The 18,286-nt window shown below is 41.9% G+C and carries 16 protein-coding genes; 12 read left to right on the forward strand and 4 right to left on the reverse strand.

Annotation, left to right across the window (positions count from 1 at the left end; translation table 11 throughout):
• The first annotated feature begins 110 nt into the window (after window positions 1–110).
• The 4 genes from G596_RS0108930 to G596_RS0108945 all read left to right on the forward strand — a co-directional run bounded on the left by G596_RS0108930 (window position 111) and on the right by G596_RS0108945 (window position 3,748).
• The gene (locus G596_RS0108930) at window positions 111–668 is read left to right on the forward strand and encodes a CAP domain-containing protein (protein WP_022761500.1); all 558 of its coding nucleotides are present in this window, start codon (window positions 111–113) and stop codon (window positions 666–668) included.
• A 221-nt stretch (window positions 669–889) separates the two neighbouring features.
• The gene (locus tag G596_RS0108935) at window positions 890–2,065 is read left to right on the forward strand and encodes an ABC transporter substrate-binding protein (RefSeq protein ID WP_022761501.1); all 1,176 of its coding nucleotides are present in this window, start codon (window positions 890–892) and stop codon (window positions 2,063–2,065) included.
• A gap of 23 nt (window positions 2,066–2,088) precedes the next feature.
• A complete protein-coding gene (locus G596_RS0108940) occupies window positions 2,089–2,973 on the forward strand; it encodes an ABC transporter permease (protein ID WP_022761502.1) in 885 nt (294 codons plus the stop codon).
• Between the two features lies 1 nt (window position 2,974).
• Window positions 2,975–3,748, forward strand: coding sequence for an ABC transporter ATP-binding protein (locus G596_RS0108945; RefSeq protein ID WP_022761503.1), 774 nt, complete (start codon window positions 2,975–2,977; stop codon window positions 3,746–3,748).
• A 25-nt stretch (window positions 3,749–3,773) separates the two neighbouring features.
• Here G596_RS0108945 and G596_RS0108950 read toward each other — a convergent pair whose 3' ends face one another.
• The 3 genes from G596_RS0108950 to G596_RS0108960 form a co-directional block, all read right to left on the reverse strand.
• The gene (locus G596_RS0108950) at window positions 3,774–4,211 is read right to left on the reverse strand and encodes an aspartate carbamoyltransferase regulatory subunit (protein ID WP_022761504.1); all 438 of its coding nucleotides are present in this window, start codon (window positions 4,209–4,211) and stop codon (window positions 3,774–3,776) included.
• A 17-nt stretch (window positions 4,212–4,228) separates the two neighbouring features.
• Window positions 4,229–5,185, reverse strand: a complete 957-nt coding sequence (gene pyrB, locus G596_RS0108955) for an aspartate carbamoyltransferase (RefSeq protein ID WP_026497733.1) — start codon at window positions 5,183–5,185, stop codon at window positions 4,229–4,231.
• A gap of 86 nt (window positions 5,186–5,271) precedes the next feature.
• Entirely contained in the window at window positions 5,272–6,300 is a 1,029-nt protein-coding gene (locus G596_RS0108960) for a DUF5050 domain-containing protein (protein ID WP_022761506.1), read from the reverse strand.
• A gap of 146 nt (window positions 6,301–6,446) precedes the next feature.
• On the opposite strand from G596_RS0108960, the gene G596_RS0108965 reads away from it, so the two are divergent.
• From G596_RS0108965 to G596_RS23695, 6 genes are all read left to right on the forward strand, one after another.
• Window positions 6,447–8,066, forward strand: coding sequence for a DUF815 domain-containing protein (locus G596_RS0108965; RefSeq protein WP_022761507.1), 1,620 nt, complete (start codon window positions 6,447–6,449; stop codon window positions 8,064–8,066).
• Window positions 8,067–8,100: 34 nt separating this feature from the next.
• Window positions 8,101–9,645 carry a Ppx/GppA phosphatase family protein gene (locus G596_RS0108970; RefSeq protein ID WP_022761508.1) on the forward strand — a complete coding sequence of 515 codons (1,545 nt, stop codon included), beginning with the start codon at window positions 8,101–8,103 and terminating at the stop codon, window positions 9,643–9,645.
• A gap of 60 nt (window positions 9,646–9,705) precedes the next feature.
• A complete protein-coding gene (locus G596_RS21535; RefSeq protein WP_022761509.1) occupies window positions 9,706–11,874 on the forward strand; it encodes an RNA degradosome polyphosphate kinase in 2,169 nt (722 codons plus the stop codon).
• Window positions 11,875–11,928: 54 nt separating this feature from the next.
• Complete coding sequence (locus G596_RS0108980; RefSeq protein WP_022761510.1) at window positions 11,929–12,513, forward strand: Maf family protein; 585 nt, start codon at window positions 11,929–11,931, stop codon at window positions 12,511–12,513.
• Window positions 12,514–12,563: 50 nt separating this feature from the next.
• The gene (locus G596_RS0108985) at window positions 12,564–12,818 is read left to right on the forward strand and encodes a hypothetical protein (protein ID WP_022761511.1); all 255 of its coding nucleotides are present in this window, start codon (window positions 12,564–12,566) and stop codon (window positions 12,816–12,818) included.
• Window positions 12,819–12,982: 164 nt separating this feature from the next.
• Window positions 12,983–14,269 carry a leucine-rich repeat domain-containing protein gene (locus G596_RS23695; RefSeq protein ID WP_022761512.1) on the forward strand — a complete coding sequence of 429 codons (1,287 nt, stop codon included), beginning with the start codon at window positions 12,983–12,985 and terminating at the stop codon, window positions 14,267–14,269.
• An 82-nt stretch (window positions 14,270–14,351) separates the two neighbouring features.
• Here G596_RS23695 and G596_RS24755 read toward each other — a convergent pair whose 3' ends face one another.
• Window positions 14,352–14,516: a hypothetical protein gene (locus G596_RS24755; RefSeq protein ID WP_022761513.1), complete on the reverse strand. Its 165-nt coding sequence runs from the start codon at window positions 14,514–14,516 to the stop codon at window positions 14,352–14,354.
• Between the two features lie 245 nt (window positions 14,517–14,761).
• Here G596_RS24755 and G596_RS21545 point away from each other — a divergent pair, with 245 nt between their 5' ends.
• Entirely contained in the window at window positions 14,762–16,873 is a 2,112-nt protein-coding gene (locus tag G596_RS21545) for a helicase-related protein (RefSeq protein WP_022761515.1), read from the forward strand.
• Between the two features lie 11 nt (window positions 16,874–16,884).
• Window positions 16,885–17,814, forward strand: coding sequence for a DMT family transporter (locus tag G596_RS0109010; protein WP_026671267.1), 930 nt, complete (start codon window positions 16,885–16,887; stop codon window positions 17,812–17,814).
• The last annotated feature ends 472 nt before the right edge of the window (window positions 17,815–18,286 follow it).

The following is an 18,286-nucleotide window of genomic DNA, read 5'->3' on the forward strand; positions in this document are numbered from 1 at the left end:
AAATGTAATTTAATTTGATTTTACCATTGACAATTGTGATATACATGGTATTATTGTCTTGTAAGTAATTGATAAACATTTTTAGTTTTTGTTTATGGAAGGAATCAGTTATGAAGAAGTTCAGACGCGTAATAGCTACTATGGTTGCAGTTGTTATCTCACTCAACGTTATGGCATGTGGTGCAGAGAAGGTGGCAACAATTGATGACGTAGCAGCTCTCAGAGGGATCAACGAGGACACTGAGAATATTTATATCGACGATGAGGCTATCGCCCTTGCCGGCGAGGCACCTACAAGCGAAGGTGCTTTGGCAGCAGCTCAGGCAGCATTCGGTCTTGTAAATCAGAAGCGTACAGCTGCAGGACTTGGCGCTCTTTCATGGAGTGATGCACTTACTCAGGCAGCACTTGTAAGAGCACAGGAGATCGTTGGTACATTTTCACATAACAGACCTAACGGTGATGCGTGGTACACAGTAAACAGCAGCATCATGTACGGTGAGAATCTTGCAAAGCTTTACAACACAGGCGATTCGGTTGTAGCTGCATGGATGGCATCACCTACTCACGCAGCCAACATTATGGAGTCAGGTTTCAAGTCAGTCGGAATAGCTGTATACCAGGCAGACAACGGAAACTGGTACTGGGCTCAGGAATTTGGATACTAATCCAAAGCCAAGCAGATATGAACAAAATGCAGATATCGAGTTTACTCGGTTATCTGCATTTTTTTATATCTATTTGGCGCGGAGCACCAACGAGGAAATGCTTGCATTTTCGAGTCTGGGCTTTGGATTGCGCTTGTGGGTATTATGTTGTATGATAATAAAGTTACTTGCTGTGTTAGTTTACAGTAGTGAAGTGCCTAGGGCACTGATAGGAGGAGATTATGAAAAAGAAAATGCTGGCAGCTATTTTGGCTGCATCGATGATGGCGATGACTATCACAGGTTGCGGTGACAACCGCAAAACAGCGGATGACGCAGGTGAGGCTCAGAGTACAGAAGCTGCTTCCAGTGAAGAGGCAGAGAGTACTGAAGCTGAGGATGCTGCAGAAGAAGCTTCTGATGCAACTGACGAAGCAGAGGCAGAGACTTCAGAGGAAGCTGCTGAGACTGAGGATGAAGAAGCTACCGAGGAATCTAAAGATGAATATGTAATCGGTATTTCACAGTTCGCTGAGCACGGTTCACTTGACAACTGTCGCGAAGGATTCCTTCAGGGACTTGCAAATGAAGGAATTGTAGAAGGTGAGAATCTTACGGTTCATTTCCAGAACGCTCAGGCTGATACAGGTACTGCAAGCCAGATTTCCGATGCTTTTGTTGCAGACGGAGTTGATCTTATTTGCGGTATTGCCACACCCAGTGCAATGAGTGCATATAACTCCGCACTTGGAACAACTGTACCTGTTATCTATTCAGCTGTTTCAGATCCTGTTGCTGCAGAGCTTGCAAAAGAGGATGGGACACCTGTAGGAAATATTACAGGAACATCTGATGCACTTGCTGTTACAGAGCAGCTCGATATGATCAGAAAGATGCTTCCCGATGCTAAGAAGATCGGTATTCTTTATACAACAAGTGAGACTAACTCCGAGAGTACAATTGCTCAGTACAAGGAGCATGCAGAGGAGTATGGCTTTGAAATCGTAGACAGCGGTATCAATACTCTTGCTGATCTCGATATGGCAGCTGCAGATCTTGTAACCAAGGTTGACTGCATCAATAACCTTACTGATAACACAGTTGTTTCAGGTCTTCAGACAGTACTTAGCTATGCTAAGGAGCAGAAGATTCCTGTATTCGGTTCAGAGGTTGAGCAGGTTAAGGTTGGCTGCGTTGCAGCTATGGGCCTTGATTACGTTAAGCTTGGAATCCAGACAGGAGAGATGGCAGCTAAGGTTCTTAAGGGAGAGAGCGAGGCTTCCGAGATGCCTTTCGAAGTAATAAGTGAGCCCAGCCTTTATGTTAATACCAAGGCAGCTGAAGAGATCGGAATGACTCTTGATGACAGCTTTGTTTCAGGCGCAGCTGAGGTTTACGATAACATCGCTGCAAATTAATTTATAAGCGGATAGGAGTAACTATGGCACTTCTGATAAGTGTGCTGGAGCAAGGCTTGTGTTACGCAATCATGGCTCTGGGAATGTATATTACGTATAAAATATTGGATTTTCCTGACATGACAGTAGATGGCGGATTCCCTTTTGGAATCTGCCTTGCTGTTGTTATGATAAGAGCCGGGGTCCGGCCGATATTTACTTTACCGATATGTTTTGCGGCAGGCTGCCTTATAGGAGTCTGCACAGGCATAATCCATGTGGTGTTTAAGGTAAGGGATCTTCTTGCCGGAATTATTATGATGACCGGTTTGTATTCAGTGAATCTTAGAATTGCAGGAAAAGCAAACCTTCCCATGTATGATTACTACACAATTTTTGATAACAAGCTTATGAACTCTTTGTTTGGGATGATTCCCGGGATTGCGGGTTTTCAGTCGGTGATTATTCTTTTTGTCATCACAATAATAGTGAAATTTATCCTCGACTGGTATCTTAAAACAAGGTCAGGACTTATGCTTCAGGCTGTCGGAGATAACGATGTTCTTGTCACATCAATGGGTGTTGACAGGGGTAAGGTCAGAATCATCGGCCTTGCTATTGCCAATGGCCTTGTTGCTCTTTCGGGTTCCATCTATGCTCAGCAGCAGAGATACTTTGATGTATCCATGGGAACCGGTACAGCTGTAATAGGTCTTGCCAGTGTAATCATAGGAACAGCTCTTTTAAAGAAAGTGTCATTTTTCAAAATTACAACGAGTGTTGTTATCGGTGCCATAGTATATAAGGCCTGCGTAGCGATTGCCATTAAATGTGGTCTTCAATCGACAGACTTAAAGCTCATCACAGCTGTATTGTTCCTTGTGATTCTCATTATCACCAGAGACAAGAAGCGGAAAGTGGAGGCCTGATATGCTGGAACTGAAATCAATTTATAAAAATTACAATCCCGGCACTGTCAATGAGATGTGCCTCTTTGATGACTTCAATCTGATAGTTCCGGATGGACAGTTTGTTGCTGTTGTTGGAAGTAACGGCTCAGGCAAGACCTCAATGCTCAATATCATCTGTGGATCGATTCAGGCCGACAGAGGAGAAATTCTTGTCAATGGTGAAAATATCACCAATGAGCGTGACTATCAGAGACATAGAACAATAGGCAGAGTTTACCAGGATCCATCAAAGGGAACATGTCCGTCCATGAATATTCTGGAGAATATGTCCATCGCTGATAATAAGGGCAAGATTTTCGGACTTCAGGCAGGCGTTAATCATAAGCGAAAGGATTATTACAGAGATCTTCTGAAAAGCCTGGGACTTGGCCTTGAGGATAAACTGTATACAAAGGTTGGTTCTCTTTCAGGTGGTCAGCGCCAGGCTGTGGCGCTTCTTATGAGTACGATGACACCGCTTGAGTTTCTTATTTTGGACGAGCACACTGCTGCGCTCGATCCTAAAACGGCGGATATCATTATGGAACTTACGGATAAAATCGTCAGAGAGAAAAAGGTTACAACTATTATGGTTACCCATAACCTTCGATATGCTACGGAGTATTGTGACAGACTTCTGATGATGCATGAAGGATCAATAATTCTTGATAAATCAGGTGAAGACAAGAAAAAGATGAAGCCTGAAGAAATAATGCATTTGTTCAATGAAATCAGTGTTGAATGCGGTAACTGATATTTAAAAAAGGCGCTAAGAGCAATCAGCTCTTAGCGCTTTCTGTATATTTCTCATCGCAGTATTTACAGCGATATATTTCTTTTTCTTCATCAGCCAGGTAGAAGATATGCGGAAGCTCCTGCTCGATTGAAGAGATGCATCTGGGATTGTGACATTTTATAACATTCTTTATCTCGTGAGGAAGGAAAAGGGCTCTCTTTTCAACAATCTCACCTTCTTTAATTACATTTACGGTTATGTTATGGTCGATGAAAGCCAGAACCGCAAGGTCCAGAGTATCGATATCGCACTCAACCTTCAGAATATCCTTCTTGCCCATAACATTGCTTCTTGCATTTTTTATGATAGCAACGGTGCAGTCCAGCCTGTCGAGTCCCAGATGATGATAAATCTGCATGCTGCGTCCGGCTTTTATATGATCTAAAACGAAACCTTCTTCGATTTTTCCTACATTAAGCATATTGTATCCTTTCTAAATTACCATTCCCTTAACAATCCATGATTCATATGTGCATCGGTCTTATCAAGGAGAGTCAGTATCAAAGCCATTCTCACATACAATCCATATTGAACCTGCTTGAAATATGCAGCTCTCGGATCCTTGTCCACTTCAACTGAAATCTCGTTTACTCTGGGAAGCGGATGGAGGATATGCATATCCTTTTTTGCTAACTCCATTTTTTCCTCATTGAGTATGTAGAAATCGCGCAGGCGAATGTAGTCCTCTTCATTGAAGAAACGCTCTTTCTGCACTCTGGTCATGTATAACAGATCCAGTCTTGGCATTACGTCTTCAAGCTTTATTACTTCTTCATACGTTATGTTGTTTTCCTTTAACATTTCTGTGATGTAATCCGGAACACGAAGTTCGTTAGGAGAGATGAAAATAAAATGGATATCCTTGTAACGAACAAGTGCATTTATAAGAGAATGGACGGTTCTGCCGAATTTAAGATCGCCGCAGAGACCAATAGTGAAACCTGAAAGAGTTCCGTGTAAGGAACGAATTGTTAGCAGATCTGTAAGAGTTTGGGTAGGGTGGTGATGACCGCCGTCGCCGGCATTAATAACAGGAATAATGGAATTCGCCGCAGCTACCATCGGAGCACCCTCCTTGGGATGACGCATGGCACATATATCGGCAAAACTGGAAATAACACGGATAGTATCGGCGACACTTTCGCCTTTTGAAACGGATGAACTGGAGGCATCGGCAAAACCGATTATCTGACCGCCGAGTCTGAGCATTGCGGTCTCGAAACTGAGTCTTGTTCTGGTACTGGGTTCGTAGAAACAGGTTGCGAGGATATTACCGTCGCATTTGTGCGCATAGGCGCTCATGTTGCGCTCGATATCACCGGCTGTGTCAAATAATTCTTCAAGCTCTTCTACAGTGAAATCAAGCGGTCGCATCATGTGTCTTAGATTGTTCATCATAGATTCTGCACTCCCATATAAAACTGATTAGTTTTTTTCTTTAATCAATTATATATGTTTGTGCCAAGTTGTCTAGACCATTTTTACTTGTTCAGAGGAAGGAATGTGCTGACAACGTCGGAGCCGTCAACAGGAACGTGATACATTACATTCTCAACATCAAATGGCTTGAAATACAGATACTTCGAGGTGAGACTGAGAGCGTGGAAAATACCTTCAGCGATTACGGCATTGTTAGAGCCGTCAAGCTTCATGACTCTTAAAGTCTGATTGCCGGGTTCTGAAGTGGCGTAGAAGATATTGAATTCGTTCATGTTGTAAAAATCCACTCTGGAGTCGGTAAGTACACTGGTTTCGCCGCTGGAGAGATTTGTGCGGCAGAGCCTGTAATGATGAGCAGCATCGATGTAATAAACAAAACCGTTCTGAACAATGGGCTGCCAGATATTACCACTCAGAAGAATGCTGGAAGTATCCTCTGAAAGAGTGTCCATAACGTGAAGATCGTGATCAAGATCAACACCGCTGTAATAGATTTTTCCGTCGAGGGCGCATGAGGGGTCAAGCTTTTCAGCTGTAACAAGGCTCTGGTTTCGCTCATCAATTCTTATTTTGTTCAGTCCTGCCTTATTACCGTTGTCAACGTTATAGTAGAGATAACTACCTACAAGCTGAACGGAGGAGATATACTCTCTGTCAAGAACCTCCTGCTTTTCACCGTCAAGCTGACTTCGATATAAGCCATAGAAAACGGATACATTTCCAAGTCCTTTCAGCTTGCTGTTTGATACATTTTTCTTGGAGTAATCAAGGTAAAAGTAAATGTATTTTCCTGCACCTACGATATGACTTGTATTCATGGAAGTAAGCTGTTTGACATCTGTTTCATCCGGATTCATGGAGTAGAGACAGTCATTTCCGAGAGGGTTTGAAAAATAAACCTTTCCGTCCATTTCAAGGAAAAGTCCGCCATTATAAAGATTGCCGGGAGTATTGCCCACGACATTTTCATCATTCATAGGAACACGTTTGGAAATAAAGTAAATTAATAAGCCTACAGTAATGGCTGTGATAAAGATTGAAAAAAAAATAAGAAAGGTTCTGCTTTTCATAAAAGATCACCTCATAAGGGCTAAAACACGATGCAAATTTTATAAACTATATTTTATAAAGTATAACACGATTTTTAGCATGAATACCATTAACTTTCCCTTAAATTATGGTACAATTCTAATAACAAAATTAGGAGATTTTAGGTATGGATTTAAATGAACTTCGAAGTGATATAGACAAAATTGATTCAGAACTTATTGCTCTGTTTGAAAAGAGAATGACTGTCAGCGAGAAGATAGCTGATTACAAGATACAGGCTAAAAAAAGCATTTTTGATAAGGACAGGGAAAACCTGAAACTTGAGAAAGTAAAGTCACTTGCTACGAGCGACGAGAACAGGGAGCCTACAGGAGAGCTCTTTGAAAAGATCATGGAGATAAGCCGTAAGAGGCAGTATGAGAGGCTCTCAGCTAACGGCATGACAGATGAAAATGCAAAGACCGATCCCGCATACAGGGAGCTTAATTCAAATAATAATTCATTGATACTATTTAGAAATGCGACAGATCAGCAGACTTATCTTCGCGACAATCTTGTAATTCTTTCGGATAAAAAACTTGCGGATGCTCATTTTTCTAAGGAAGAGCAGGAAGAGCTTATTCATTCCATGATGAGTATTCTGATTGAAGAATCTGCAAGACGCGGCTTTTACGGGAATCTTTGGCATACCTTTTTGGCACTTCTTCTTGTTTCTGATGAAAATGCATACAGCATGGCAGACGAGATGCGAGGAGACATGGGAGGAACGATAAAGGAACTTGCTCTTCATGATCTTTCCTGTTTTAAAAAATGGTTTGATATCGATTTTTCGGATATGACGGAAAGACTTCATGTGCCTGAGTTTAACTCTTTATTCACCTATGAGGTGGGGAATGCTGAGAGTAAAGTGTTCAATACCAGAGTAAGGGACAGAATATGTGAACTTGCAGTTGATCTTGCCGGATGCTCTAATGCAGAGGAGATGCTTAAGGAACTGACATTATTCTACAAACACTACGGAGTCGGTAAATTCGGACTTCATAAAGCATTCAGGGTGAGACATGAAGATTCCGGCGCTGTCATAGAGCCAATCAGAAATATCAGACATGTGGAATTGAAGGATCTTGTAGGCTACGAGATTGCCAAACAAAAGCTGATTGATAACACGGAGGCTTTTGTTTCGGGGAAGAAGGCAAATAACTGTCTTCTTTACGGAGATGCCGGCACCGGAAAGTCATCAAGTATCAAAGCCATTGCCAATGAGTACTACGACAGGGGCCTTAGAATAATCGAAATCTATAAGCATCAGTTCAAGGATTTGAATGATGTTATTGCACAGATAAAGGGACGTAATTACAAATTTATTATTTATATGGATGATCTCAGTTTTGAAGAATTCGAGACTGACTATAAGTATCTGAAAGCTGTCATCGAGGGAGGACTGGAGAAGAAGCCCGAGAACGTGCTCATCTATGCAACCTCCAACAGAAGGCACCTGATAAGGGAGAGTTTCAAGGATAAGCCTGCTGTACTTGATGATGACCTTCACAGGAATGATACGGTTCAGGAAAAGCTGTCACTGGCTAATCGCTTTGGCGTGACTATTTATTTCGGGGCACCCGAGATGAAAGAATACGATGAGATTGTCAGGGTACTGGCTGATCGGAACGGAATCGATATGCCTGAGGCTGAGCTTATTGCTGAAGCTCGCAAGTGGGAGATGAATCACGGTGGGCTCTCCGGCAGAACCGCTCAGCAATTCATCGATTATCTATTGGGTAAATGAATCTTATCGGGCAATTGAAAACAGGGGGTAATTTATGGCGACAGATGTATTTGCGGCAGTAGACATGGGCTCCTACGCTTTGGACATGAAAATATTTGAAATGTCGCAGAAAAAGGGAGTTAAGGAAATCGATCATGTGAGCCACAAAATCGACCTGGGAACGGAAACCTATGCGACAGGTCAGATTTCTGCTACTCACATGGATGAGCTTATCAGAATTCTTACTGATTATAACAAGATCATGGAAGGCTACGGAGTTACGCGTTATCAGGCCTATGGAACGAGCGCGATGCGTGAGACCAAGGACACTGATACTGTTCTGGAACTTTTGAGACAGCGAACAGGGCTTGAAATAGATATTCTGAGTAATTCCGAGCAGAGATTCCTTGATTATAAATCGGTTGCTCTTAATAACGAACGATTTTTTAAATTCCTTGAAAAACCAACTGCTATTGTTGATGTCGGCGGAGGTAGTATCCAGATATCTCTTTTCGAGAATGATACCCTTGTGACTACTCAGCAGCTGCGGCTTGGTGTTCTTCGTCTATATTCCACTATGCAGCATATTCAGCCCGGTCACAGCAAGTTTCCGATGCTTGTGCAGGAGCTCGTTGAATCCCAGCTGAATGTCTTTGCAAAGATGCATCTTAAAGACAGAAAGATAGAGAATGTTATTTTAATTGACGATTACGTATCACCTGTTCTGCAAAGAATAAACCTTGGTATGGAAGAAAAAGGATACGCATCGGCCAAGGAATTTGTGTATTATATGGGAACTTTGGCCAACAAATCTCTTACTGATATTTCCAAAAAGCTGGGCCTTCCACAGGATAATCTGATGCTCATGTATGTATCGGGACTTCTTGTGAGTAACATTGTTGCGATGCTTAAGGCAGAGACTATCTGGGCGCCCGGAGGGACACTCTGCGACGGTATCGCCTTCGAGTATGCCGAGAGGAAAAAATATATCAAGAGCTCCCATGATTTCGAGCAGGATATTGTTGCATGCGCACAGAACATTTCACGAAGATACATGGGAAGTAAGCAGAGAAGTGAGACGCTTCAATCAATAGCACTTAGTATTTTTGACAGCATGAAAAAGGTCCACGGATTGGGAAAAAGAGAACGACTGTTATTGCAAATCTGTACAATCCTTCATGACTGCGGAAAATATATAAGCATGGTTAATCTCGGTGACTGCTCCTACAACATAATAATGTCTACGGAGATTATCGGAATATCCCATCTGGAGAGATCGATAGTTGCCAATGTAGTAAGGTTTAATCATGACGATTTTGAATATTATAAGGGTGGAGGATACAGATTCCACGGAATAGACCACGACGCATATCTTACCATCGCTAAGCTCACCGCTATCTTGAGAATAGCCAACGGCCTTGACAGAACTCATAAACAGAAGTTTAAGAATGTCAGAGTTGCAGTAAAGGACAAGGAACTTGAAATAACGGTTGATACCATGGCTGATATTTCCCTTGAAAAAGGTTTGTTCGGAGCAAGGGGAAGCTTCTTTGAGCAGGTATACGGAATAAAGCCTGTAATACGACAAAAACGCTTTTGATGAATAAGACAGCAGTTACTTTTTACAGATGATTGCCCATAGGGGCTTATGAGGGACAATATGGCAGCAAAAAAGAAAAATACAACTACAAATGAAAGCGGTATTCCTAATTTCTATAATGATGAGTACTACATTAACAGAGAGCTTAGCTGGCTTGCGTTCAACAGCAGATGTCTTTCCGAGGCAAAGGATAAAGCTACACCTCTCTTTGAAAAGCTGAAATTCCTTAGTATTACATCCAGCAATCTGGATGAGTTTTTCATGGTTCGTGTGGCTTCCCTTAAGGATATGATAAATGCCGGTTATAAGAAGCCGGATATAGCGGGAATGTCACCAAAGCAGCAACTGGATGAGGTCACCGATGCTGTTCATGATTTTGTTGTTGAACAGTACAAAATATACAACCGGCTGTTATTGCCGGAGCTTAGTGCAAACGGCGTTGAAATTGTAAAGGATTATAAAAAGCTTGCCCCTGAGGAAGCAGACTATATAGACAGGTATTTTGATGATTTCGTATATCCTGTTCTTACTCCGATGGCGGTGGATTCGTCGAGACCTTTCCCGCTTATCAGAAATAAGACATTGAATATCGGTGCGCTTGTCAAAGGTAAGGACAATGATGATGAGATGGAATTCGCCATGGTTCAGGTGCCTTCGGTTCTGCCCAGAATAATGGAAATTCCCGAGATCAGCGGAGTAAGAAAAATAATTCTCCTTGAGCAGATTATAGAGAGAAATATTCATAAGCTTTTCCTTAACTATGATATCGTGTGCTGCCATCCCTTCAGAGTTGGAAGAAATGCAGATCTTTCAATTGACGAGGATGAGGCAGAGGACCTTCTGAAAGAAATTGAGAAACAGCTGAAAAGACGCCAGTGGGGACAGGCGATAAGACTTGAGATTGAGAAGGGCTTTGATAAGAGACTTCTTAAGCTGCTTGTTGACGAGCTTAAGGTTGAGCAGCGAGAGGTCTATACTGTAGACGGACCGCTTGATCTGACCTTCCTCATGAAGATGTATGGCATAGAGGGCTTCGACTATCTCAAAGAACATGGCTATAATCCACCGGCTCCGGTTATTCAGCTTCCGGCTGACAGGGATATCTTTGAGTGCATAAGAGAGGGTGATATTCTGATGCACCATCCCTACGAGAGCTTTGATCCGGTAGTAAGATTTGTGGAGACTGCCGCTTCTGATCCTGCGGTTCTTGCCATTAAGCAGACTCTTTACAGAGTAAGCGGTAATTCGCCTATTATTGCTGCTCTTGCAAAAGCTGCTGACAACGGCAAACAGGTATCTGTACTGGTTGAGCTTAAAGCCCGTTTTGATGAAGAGAATAATATCGTCTGGGCGAAGATGCTTGAGAAAGCAGGCTGCCATGTTATTTATGGATTAAAGGGACTGAAGACCCATAGTAAGATAACACTTGTTGTTAGAAAAGAAGAAGACGGTATCAGGCGTTATGTTCACCTGGCAACCGGTAACTATAATGACTCAACTGCAAAGCTGTACACTGACGTCGGTATGTTTACCTGCGCTGAAGCCTACGGCGAAGATGCTACCGCTGTATTTAACATGCTTTCCGGTTATTCTGAGCCGGTAGTATGGAACAAACTGACACTGGCACCTTTGTGGCTTAAAGACAGAATTCTTGATCTGATCAAGAGAGAAGCAGATCATGCCAGAAACGGTGAGCCTGCACATATCGTTGCTAAGATGAATTCAATATGTCATAAGGATGTTATCGCAGCACTCTATGAAGCAAGCAATGCCGGAGTAAAAATCGATCTTATCGTTAGAGGTATATGCTGCCTTAGGACCGGAATTCCCGGTATCAGTGATAATATAAGAGTTCGCTCTATAGTAGGTAACTTCCTGGAACATAGCCGTATATTCTACTTTGAAAACGGCGGAAGTCCTGAGTACTACGCATCAAGTGCTGACTGGATGCCAAGAAACCTAGAGCGCCGTGTGGAGATTATGTTCCCTGTTGAAAATCCCGCACTTCGGGAAAAACTATGGCATATTCTCGACTGCGAGCTTCGGGACAATGTTAAAGCTCATGTCATGAATGAAAAGGGCGAATATATCAAGGTAACAAAGAGAGGAGCGGATCCCCTTAATTCCCAGAAGCTTTTCGGTAATGAGGCAACCGAACTTGGAAAGCCTAAGAACATTACTGAAAGCAGAGTCTTCGAACCGGAATACAGGGACGACCACGGACTATAATATGCCTTCCCCAAAAGGTGGAAGGTGTCAGCGCAGCTGACGGATGAGGGTTAAATGAAATATATACTTGCATCAGGGTCCCCCAGAAGAAAAGAACTTCTGGGCTCCCTGGGGATAAATTTTGAAATAATACCCGCGACGGGTGAAGAAATCATAACGAGCGAAGTACCTTCGGAAGTTGTTACTTCTCTTTCGAAACAAAAAGCTAAAGAGATTTTTCATAAAGTTTTAAGAGATAATAAAGACACTGTCGTTGTAATTGGTTCAGATACCGTTGTATCATATAAAGAGAAAATACTTGGTAAGCCAAAGGATAGGAAGGATGCCGGGCAGATGATTTCGGACATCGCCGGAACAACGCATGAGGTGTACACCGGAGTAAGCGTTGTATACGGAGATAATTCCGATGAAAAGGAATTCACTTTTTATGAATGCACAAAAGTAAAAGTGTTCCCAATGTCAGAGGATGAAATAGAAGCCTATCTTGATACGGATGAGCCCTACGACAAGGCCGGAGCTTACGGAATCCAGGGACTTTTCGGAAAGTTCGTGGAAGGCATCGAGGGTGATTATAACAACGTGGTGGGACTTCCGCTCTCAAGGCTTTATCAGGAATTAAAAGCAAGAAACCTTATATAACCACTTTAAGCACGGGTACTTATTATCAACTGTGGGAAAGCGAGCTATGTATGCACGAATATGATGATGCGGTTTTAAATTGTTTTTTGGAAAATCAGGGACAGCTTTTTTCTGAAAATGTGGCTGAGTCTCCGGAAGAAGCAGAGGCCTTTCTTGAAGATTGCATGGCTGTAGTCGTGGATTCACCTGAGGAAGTAGAAGAATACTTTGAAGAAGCAGGCCTTGATCCCGGTGATGGGGATGTTATGGAAGCGTCAGAAGTGTTTGACATCGGTGATGGCAGATACCTTATTGTTGAAGGATAATATAATAACCAAAAGTTAATAAATACTTTAGGGAATATGCATTGTTTGTATATTCCCATTTTTTTACAATTAAATATGTGAAAGTGTTGTGATTTTGGCAGTTAAGTTACGATTAGCGTCTTATGCAGAAGGAATGTTTTTCACAGAAAAGGAGTTGATGGAAGATGAAAGAAGCAACAAGTAACAAAAAAGCTATAAAACGAATAGTAAGTAGTGTTTTGGCATTGGCTGTGGCCCTCTGCATGTGCATGGTTGCTATGCCGATGAGGGTATTGGCTGACTCAACGGATTTTCGTATAGGGGCAGATGGACAAATTACGGTAGGAAATACCGGTGATAACACTAATGGTTCCGGTTGGACTGAGCAGGCATTTGATGCTTCAAAATTCAGTTTTGATACAGCGACTAAAACTTTTACAATTAGGGCTAATCTTGGTGGCGGAAATATTAAGTGTTCTATATTAAAAGTGGAAGGAAATTGTCAGCTTGGCACATCTATAGCAGATGGATTTACATTTGATACGACAGGACCTGCAAAAATAGTTATGGCAGCAGGAGCGACATTAACTATTCATGAGGCATGTAAACTCACTGTTAACGGAACACAATATAATACTCTTGCAGATGCTATGGCAGCAAATGCAATTACAATTGAAGGTGGAGCTGTCTCAGGAAACACGATAACATCTAATACAGATCCTGGAACAGATCCTGGTACAGATCCTAAGACACCTGATACCGGAACTGTAAAAGTAGGCGATGAAGTCCAGGAGCCTGACAAAACACCTAAAGAATCTCCTACTTACAAAGTAGTTTCTACAGATGAAGATAATCGTACAGTAACCTACGAGAAGCCTGCTGAAAATGCCAGCGGAAAAGAGACGGTTAAGGCTACGGTTACACTTGCGGATAAGAAAGAATATAAAGTAACAGGCATTGGTGAAGGTGCATTTGCTAACTTTGGTGGAAAAGATAATATCACCGGAATTGTTATCAGTGACAGCGTAGAAGAAATCGGAGCCGGTGCTTGTAAGGACTGCAAAAATCTTGAGTCAGTCAAGATTGGAAGCGGAGTAAAGAAAATCGGAGCTAATGCTTTTGCAGGCTGCGCAGCGCTTACCACTGCAGATCTTACCGATAATGTTGAAGAAATCGGTGCTTCGGCATTTTCAGATTGTGCCAAGCTTAAATCACTTACAATCGGTAAGAAGGTTAAGAAGATCGGTGCGAAGGCTTATTACAACTGCTCAGGATTAAAGAACATTAAAGTTAAGTCAACTTATCTCACCAAGAAGTCCAAGGTTGGGAAAAAGGCATTTTTCAAAATCAATAAGAAAGCTAAGGTTAAGGTGAAGATGAGCAAGGGTGATGCAAAGAAATTCAAGGTAAAGACAATCAAAGTCTTCAAAAACAAGAGCATTGGATATGTTAAGACATGGAAGGTAAGCTGATTTTCTGAATTGAAGAAATAAATAAAGCCGGTAGGCGTACTTGATAATCAAGCTGCCTGCCGGCTCTTTATTATATTAAGCTTCACCATACAAAGGTTACCGCATTAGCTACATCTTCAGTGATTGTGTTGTCTTTAACCAGCTTCTTAAGCCAGATGTCAAGGTTATCAGCCTTGTGGTTTGTCTGGATAAAGTGGATGCTTTTGCCTTCTACATTTGTTGAAAGAAAGAGTTCATACATATACATTGGTGAGAAACCTCCATTAAATAATTTTCTGTTTTTCTTTCATTCATCTTGGCCATTTGAATGTTCTTTTTCGCTTACAGAAGATATATCGATGGGCACCCCGAAAAACTTTAGCCTGTTTTTTAATGTTTTTTTTATTTTTTTTATAAGCTGTTTTGTGAAAATTATTTTCAAAAACAGCAATAGAAAATCCATATATGGTATCATGCATATAAACTAATATGACATATAAATAGGAGTATTGAATGGCTTCTAAGAAGTATCAGAACAGGTTTGCCAGGAAAAAAGCAAAATTTAAAAATGAGATCAGAAATGCAGATGCAGCGTTCCCAAGGCAGGAGTTTGATGCCTATTGGGATAAGCATATAGCTGAAATAGGACGGGACGTTCTTTTATTTTGCAGAAGCGCCCTTCGAACGGAGAGATTCCATGTTGACGGAAAGACGGCATATGGAAAAGTACAAAAGCAGGAGCTCTATAGAGGCAATATTGAAAAGTTCTGCAAACAGCTTTCGGGGAAAATGCATCCTTCGCTTCTTACTGAATTTTTCCCGGGAATTCCGCATGCAATTTACGAGCATTTACTTGAAGCGCAAGATCCAGCCATAGTCACCTTTGTCTCTAAGACAAGAGAAAAAGCAGCTTCAAGGCTCATAATTAAGTATCTGAGAAAGACCAGGAAAATATGGGACATAGTGACATATCTTCAGGATAATCTGACGGAAGAGGATGTGCTTACAGATCTTGGGAAAAATCCCAGATATAAATATCTGACTAAAAAGCTCATGCAGGCCATACAGGCGCAGAAACTTCTCTATGAAAATATCCAGACTTCAACACCTGATGACCTTACAACGCTCTTTCCGCTTGCAAGGCAGATGAAGAGAAAGTTCATAATCCATATCGGACCGACAAATTCAGGAAAAACTCATCAGGCGATGGAAGAGTTAAAGAAGGCCGGGAGCGGAATTTACCTTGCACCACTCAGATTACTCGCCTACGAGCAGTATGAGAGGATGAATAAAGACGGTGTTCCCTGTTCAATGATTACCGGTGAAGAGCGCATATTGATGCCGGGATCATACCATCAGGCATCAACCATTGAGATGCTTGATATCAAGGAAGAATGGGATATGGCTGTAATAGATGAAGCCCAGATGGTTGCCGATGAGCAGCGCGGAGGCTCCTGGACAACAGCTATTCTCGGAGTGAGGTCTAAACTTATTCATCTTTGCGCATCTCCTGATGCTGAGGATACTCTGATACAAATGATAGAATCCTGCGGTGATACCTATGAGATAACCTACCATGAGAGAATGACACCGCTTGTTATGGATGAAAATGCTGTGGATTTCAGCTTTCCCGAGGATGTACAAAATGGTGATGCGCTGATTGTTTTTTCAAGAAGAGATGTACACAGCGTAGCGGCAGAGCTTCAGGATAATGATATAAAATGCAGCATTATCTACGGGGCACTTCCTTATGATGTCCGTCACAGGGAAGCGGAGAAATTCGCGAGTGGTGAGACAGGTGTTGTAGTTGCTACGGATGCGATAGGAATGGGCATGAATTTGCCTATAAGGCGCGTTGTTTTTCTCCAGACTGTGAAATATGACGGAAAAGATGAGAGACCGCTCAACTCCTCAGAGGTAAAGCAGATTGCCGGAAGAGCCGGAAGATATGGGATTTATGACACAGGATATGTGACCTCATATTATGACTATGAAATTATAAAGAAGTTGTTGTTCAAAAAGACTGTTCCAATAGACAGGGCTATGGTCAGCATCCCGGAGGAGTTTTTATTAAAAGACGGTAAGGTATCCACAATTCTTGAACTGTGGAATCAGATACCGGCTAACGATTTTTATGATAAGGGAGACATCTCCGAAAAAATAAAAATTGCAAAGGCGCTTGAACAAATCGCCGATGATCGTGAACTGATAAGAAAGTTTATAAGAATTCCGGCAAGCCCCGACAACAAGGATACTTTTCCCGTATATCTTGAATATTACAAGGAGCTTTCAGAAGGCAAGATGCCTGACCTTAGGAAAACGATTAAGGCGTACAGGGCTGATAATGTTGACGAAGATGATAAGGAGGCCCTTCAGGTACTTGAGATAAGCAGTGCTATCTACGACTTTTTATATTCTTTCACGAGAATATTTGGAGAAGAGGAAGCGCTCTCGGTAATATTATCCGGAAAAAGAAAGATATCCGAAAAGATTTTCACAATTCTGGATAAGCAGAATCTAAGCCTCAGAACCTGCATATACTGCGGTAAGAAGTTAAAGTGGTCCTTCAAGTTCAACATGTGTCAGGAATGTTATCGAAAAAGACAATTACTTAGAAGACATTAATAATGAGTGCTATGAATAATAAAAAATCCATATGGGCATGGTTCCCCGTAACTTTGTTAACAGCCTTTTTTTGCTGTGTGTTATGGGGGAGCGCTTTGCCGGCAATTAAAATAGCATATGAACTGTTCAGGATAGGCCCTGATGATACTGCATCAAGGCTTATGCTTGCTGGAGCTAGGTTTTTTCTGGCAGGAATTATGACAATAGCATTCGGGTCTATAATCAACCGGAAAGTACTTGTTCCCGGAAAGGGTTCGACAAAGTATATTGTAGTGCTTTCCATGGTCCAGACCGTGGGACAGTATTGCTTCTTTTTTATGTCACTCGCTCATATCACCGGCGTGCGCGGATCGATAATAAATGCGTCGGGCAATTTCTTTGCGATTCTTGTAGCGGTCTATCTGTTTCATTTTGAGAAATTTACACTGAGGAAATTTATTGGGTGTGTGGTAGGGTTTTGCGGAATACTGCTGATATTTGGCGGAATAAATGCCTTTGGAAGCGAAGCGGTTACACTTCAAGGCGAAGGTGCGATGCTTACAGCAGCGTTTTTCTATGCGCTATCATCGTGTTTCATCAAGATTTATTCAAAGGAAGAAAGCCCGGTTGTTCTTAGCGGATATCAGTTCATGCTTGGCGGAGTAATTCTGTTTACAATCGGATTTTTCATGGGCGGGCACCTCATATTCGGAAGCGCATTATGCGTACTTAATCTCATATATATGGGATTTATTTCCGCCGGCGCTTATACCTTATGGGGAATTCTACTAAAGCATAATCCCGTTAGCAGAGTTTCAATCCTTGGATTCATGAACCCTGTAATGGGTGTTGTTCTGTCTGCGATACTTCTTGGCGAGAAAAATGAGGCATTCTCTGTTAGGGGAATCGTAGCTCTGGTACTCGTAGCGGCAGGCGTCGTGATAGTTAATAGAAAAGAGTAAGATGAAAGTAACTACAGCAGAAAAATATGCCCCTGAGTATGATGTGGATAAGATTTTGCCAGAGCTGAATTAAATCAACTATTAAGAATACTTTCTCTATTGCTTAATACATATTTTAGATTATATCCTGTAAAATAAAGGTATGACTTGCATTTGTGATATGAGGGGTATTTGTATTGAGTGAAAAAAAGGTATTGACAGGCAGGATGAATGAACAGATACTGTTTACGGAACGGAACGGAACGGAACGGAACGGAACGGAACGGAACGGAACGGAACGGAACGGAACACCCGTCAACTGCAGCCAATCAGCCTTCGCTTATAGCCCGGCTTCTTGGGTAGTTTTGAGATGGGCGCTGTTACCCAAATCAGAGATTGTGACAGCGCTTCTGGTACAGCACGATTATTGTGCCCTTTTGGGGACTAAAATAGAATATATTAATGATGGATAACCGTCGAATAAGACAGGGGT

It is taken from the genome of Butyrivibrio sp. AD3002 (assembly GCF_000420905.1).
Taxonomy (GTDB): Bacteria; Bacillota; Clostridia; order Lachnospirales; family Lachnospiraceae; genus Butyrivibrio.

Excerpts from the sequence above, each read along its gene's own strand:
- G596_RS23695 (WP_022761512.1), top strand. The coding sequence starts at position 12,983 with ATGAAAGAAGCAACAAGTAACAAAAAAGCTATAAAACGAATAGTAAGT.
- G596_RS0108980 (WP_022761510.1), top strand. The coding sequence starts at position 11,929 with ATGAAATATATACTTGCATCAGGGTCCCCCAGAAGAAAAGAACTTCTG.
- G596_RS0109010 (WP_026671267.1), top strand. The coding sequence starts at position 16,885 with ATGAATAATAAAAAATCCATATGGGCATGGTTCCCCGTAACTTTGTTA.
- G596_RS0108945 (WP_022761503.1), top strand. The coding sequence starts at position 2,975 with ATGCTGGAACTGAAATCAATTTATAAAAATTACAATCCCGGCACTGTC.
- G596_RS0108930 (WP_022761500.1), top strand. The coding sequence starts at position 111 with ATGAAGAAGTTCAGACGCGTAATAGCTACTATGGTTGCAGTTGTTATC.
- G596_RS0108935 (WP_022761501.1), top strand. The coding sequence starts at position 890 with ATGAAAAAGAAAATGCTGGCAGCTATTTTGGCTGCATCGATGATGGCG.
- G596_RS21545 (WP_022761515.1), top strand. The coding sequence starts at position 14,762 with ATGGCTTCTAAGAAGTATCAGAACAGGTTTGCCAGGAAAAAAGCAAAA.
- G596_RS0108970 (WP_022761508.1), top strand. The coding sequence starts at position 8,101 with ATGGCGACAGATGTATTTGCGGCAGTAGACATGGGCTCCTACGCTTTG.
- G596_RS0108950 (WP_022761504.1), bottom strand. The coding sequence starts at position 4,211 with ATGCTTAATGTAGGAAAAATCGAAGAAGGTTTCGTTTTAGATCATATA.
- G596_RS0108960 (WP_022761506.1), bottom strand. The coding sequence starts at position 6,300 with ATGAAAAGCAGAACCTTTCTTATTTTTTTTTCAATCTTTATCACAGCC.
- G596_RS0108965 (WP_022761507.1), top strand. The coding sequence starts at position 6,447 with ATGGATTTAAATGAACTTCGAAGTGATATAGACAAAATTGATTCAGAA.
- G596_RS0108985 (WP_022761511.1), top strand. The coding sequence starts at position 12,564 with ATGCACGAATATGATGATGCGGTTTTAAATTGTTTTTTGGAAAATCAG.
- G596_RS24755 (WP_022761513.1), bottom strand. The coding sequence starts at position 14,516 with ATGTATATGTATGAACTCTTTCTTTCAACAAATGTAGAAGGCAAAAGC.
- G596_RS21535 (WP_022761509.1), top strand. The coding sequence starts at position 9,706 with ATGGCAGCAAAAAAGAAAAATACAACTACAAATGAAAGCGGTATTCCT.
- G596_RS0108940 (WP_022761502.1), top strand. The coding sequence starts at position 2,089 with ATGGCACTTCTGATAAGTGTGCTGGAGCAAGGCTTGTGTTACGCAATC.
- pyrB (WP_026497733.1), bottom strand. The coding sequence starts at position 5,185 with ATGAACAATCTAAGACACATGATGCGACCGCTTGATTTCACTGTAGAA.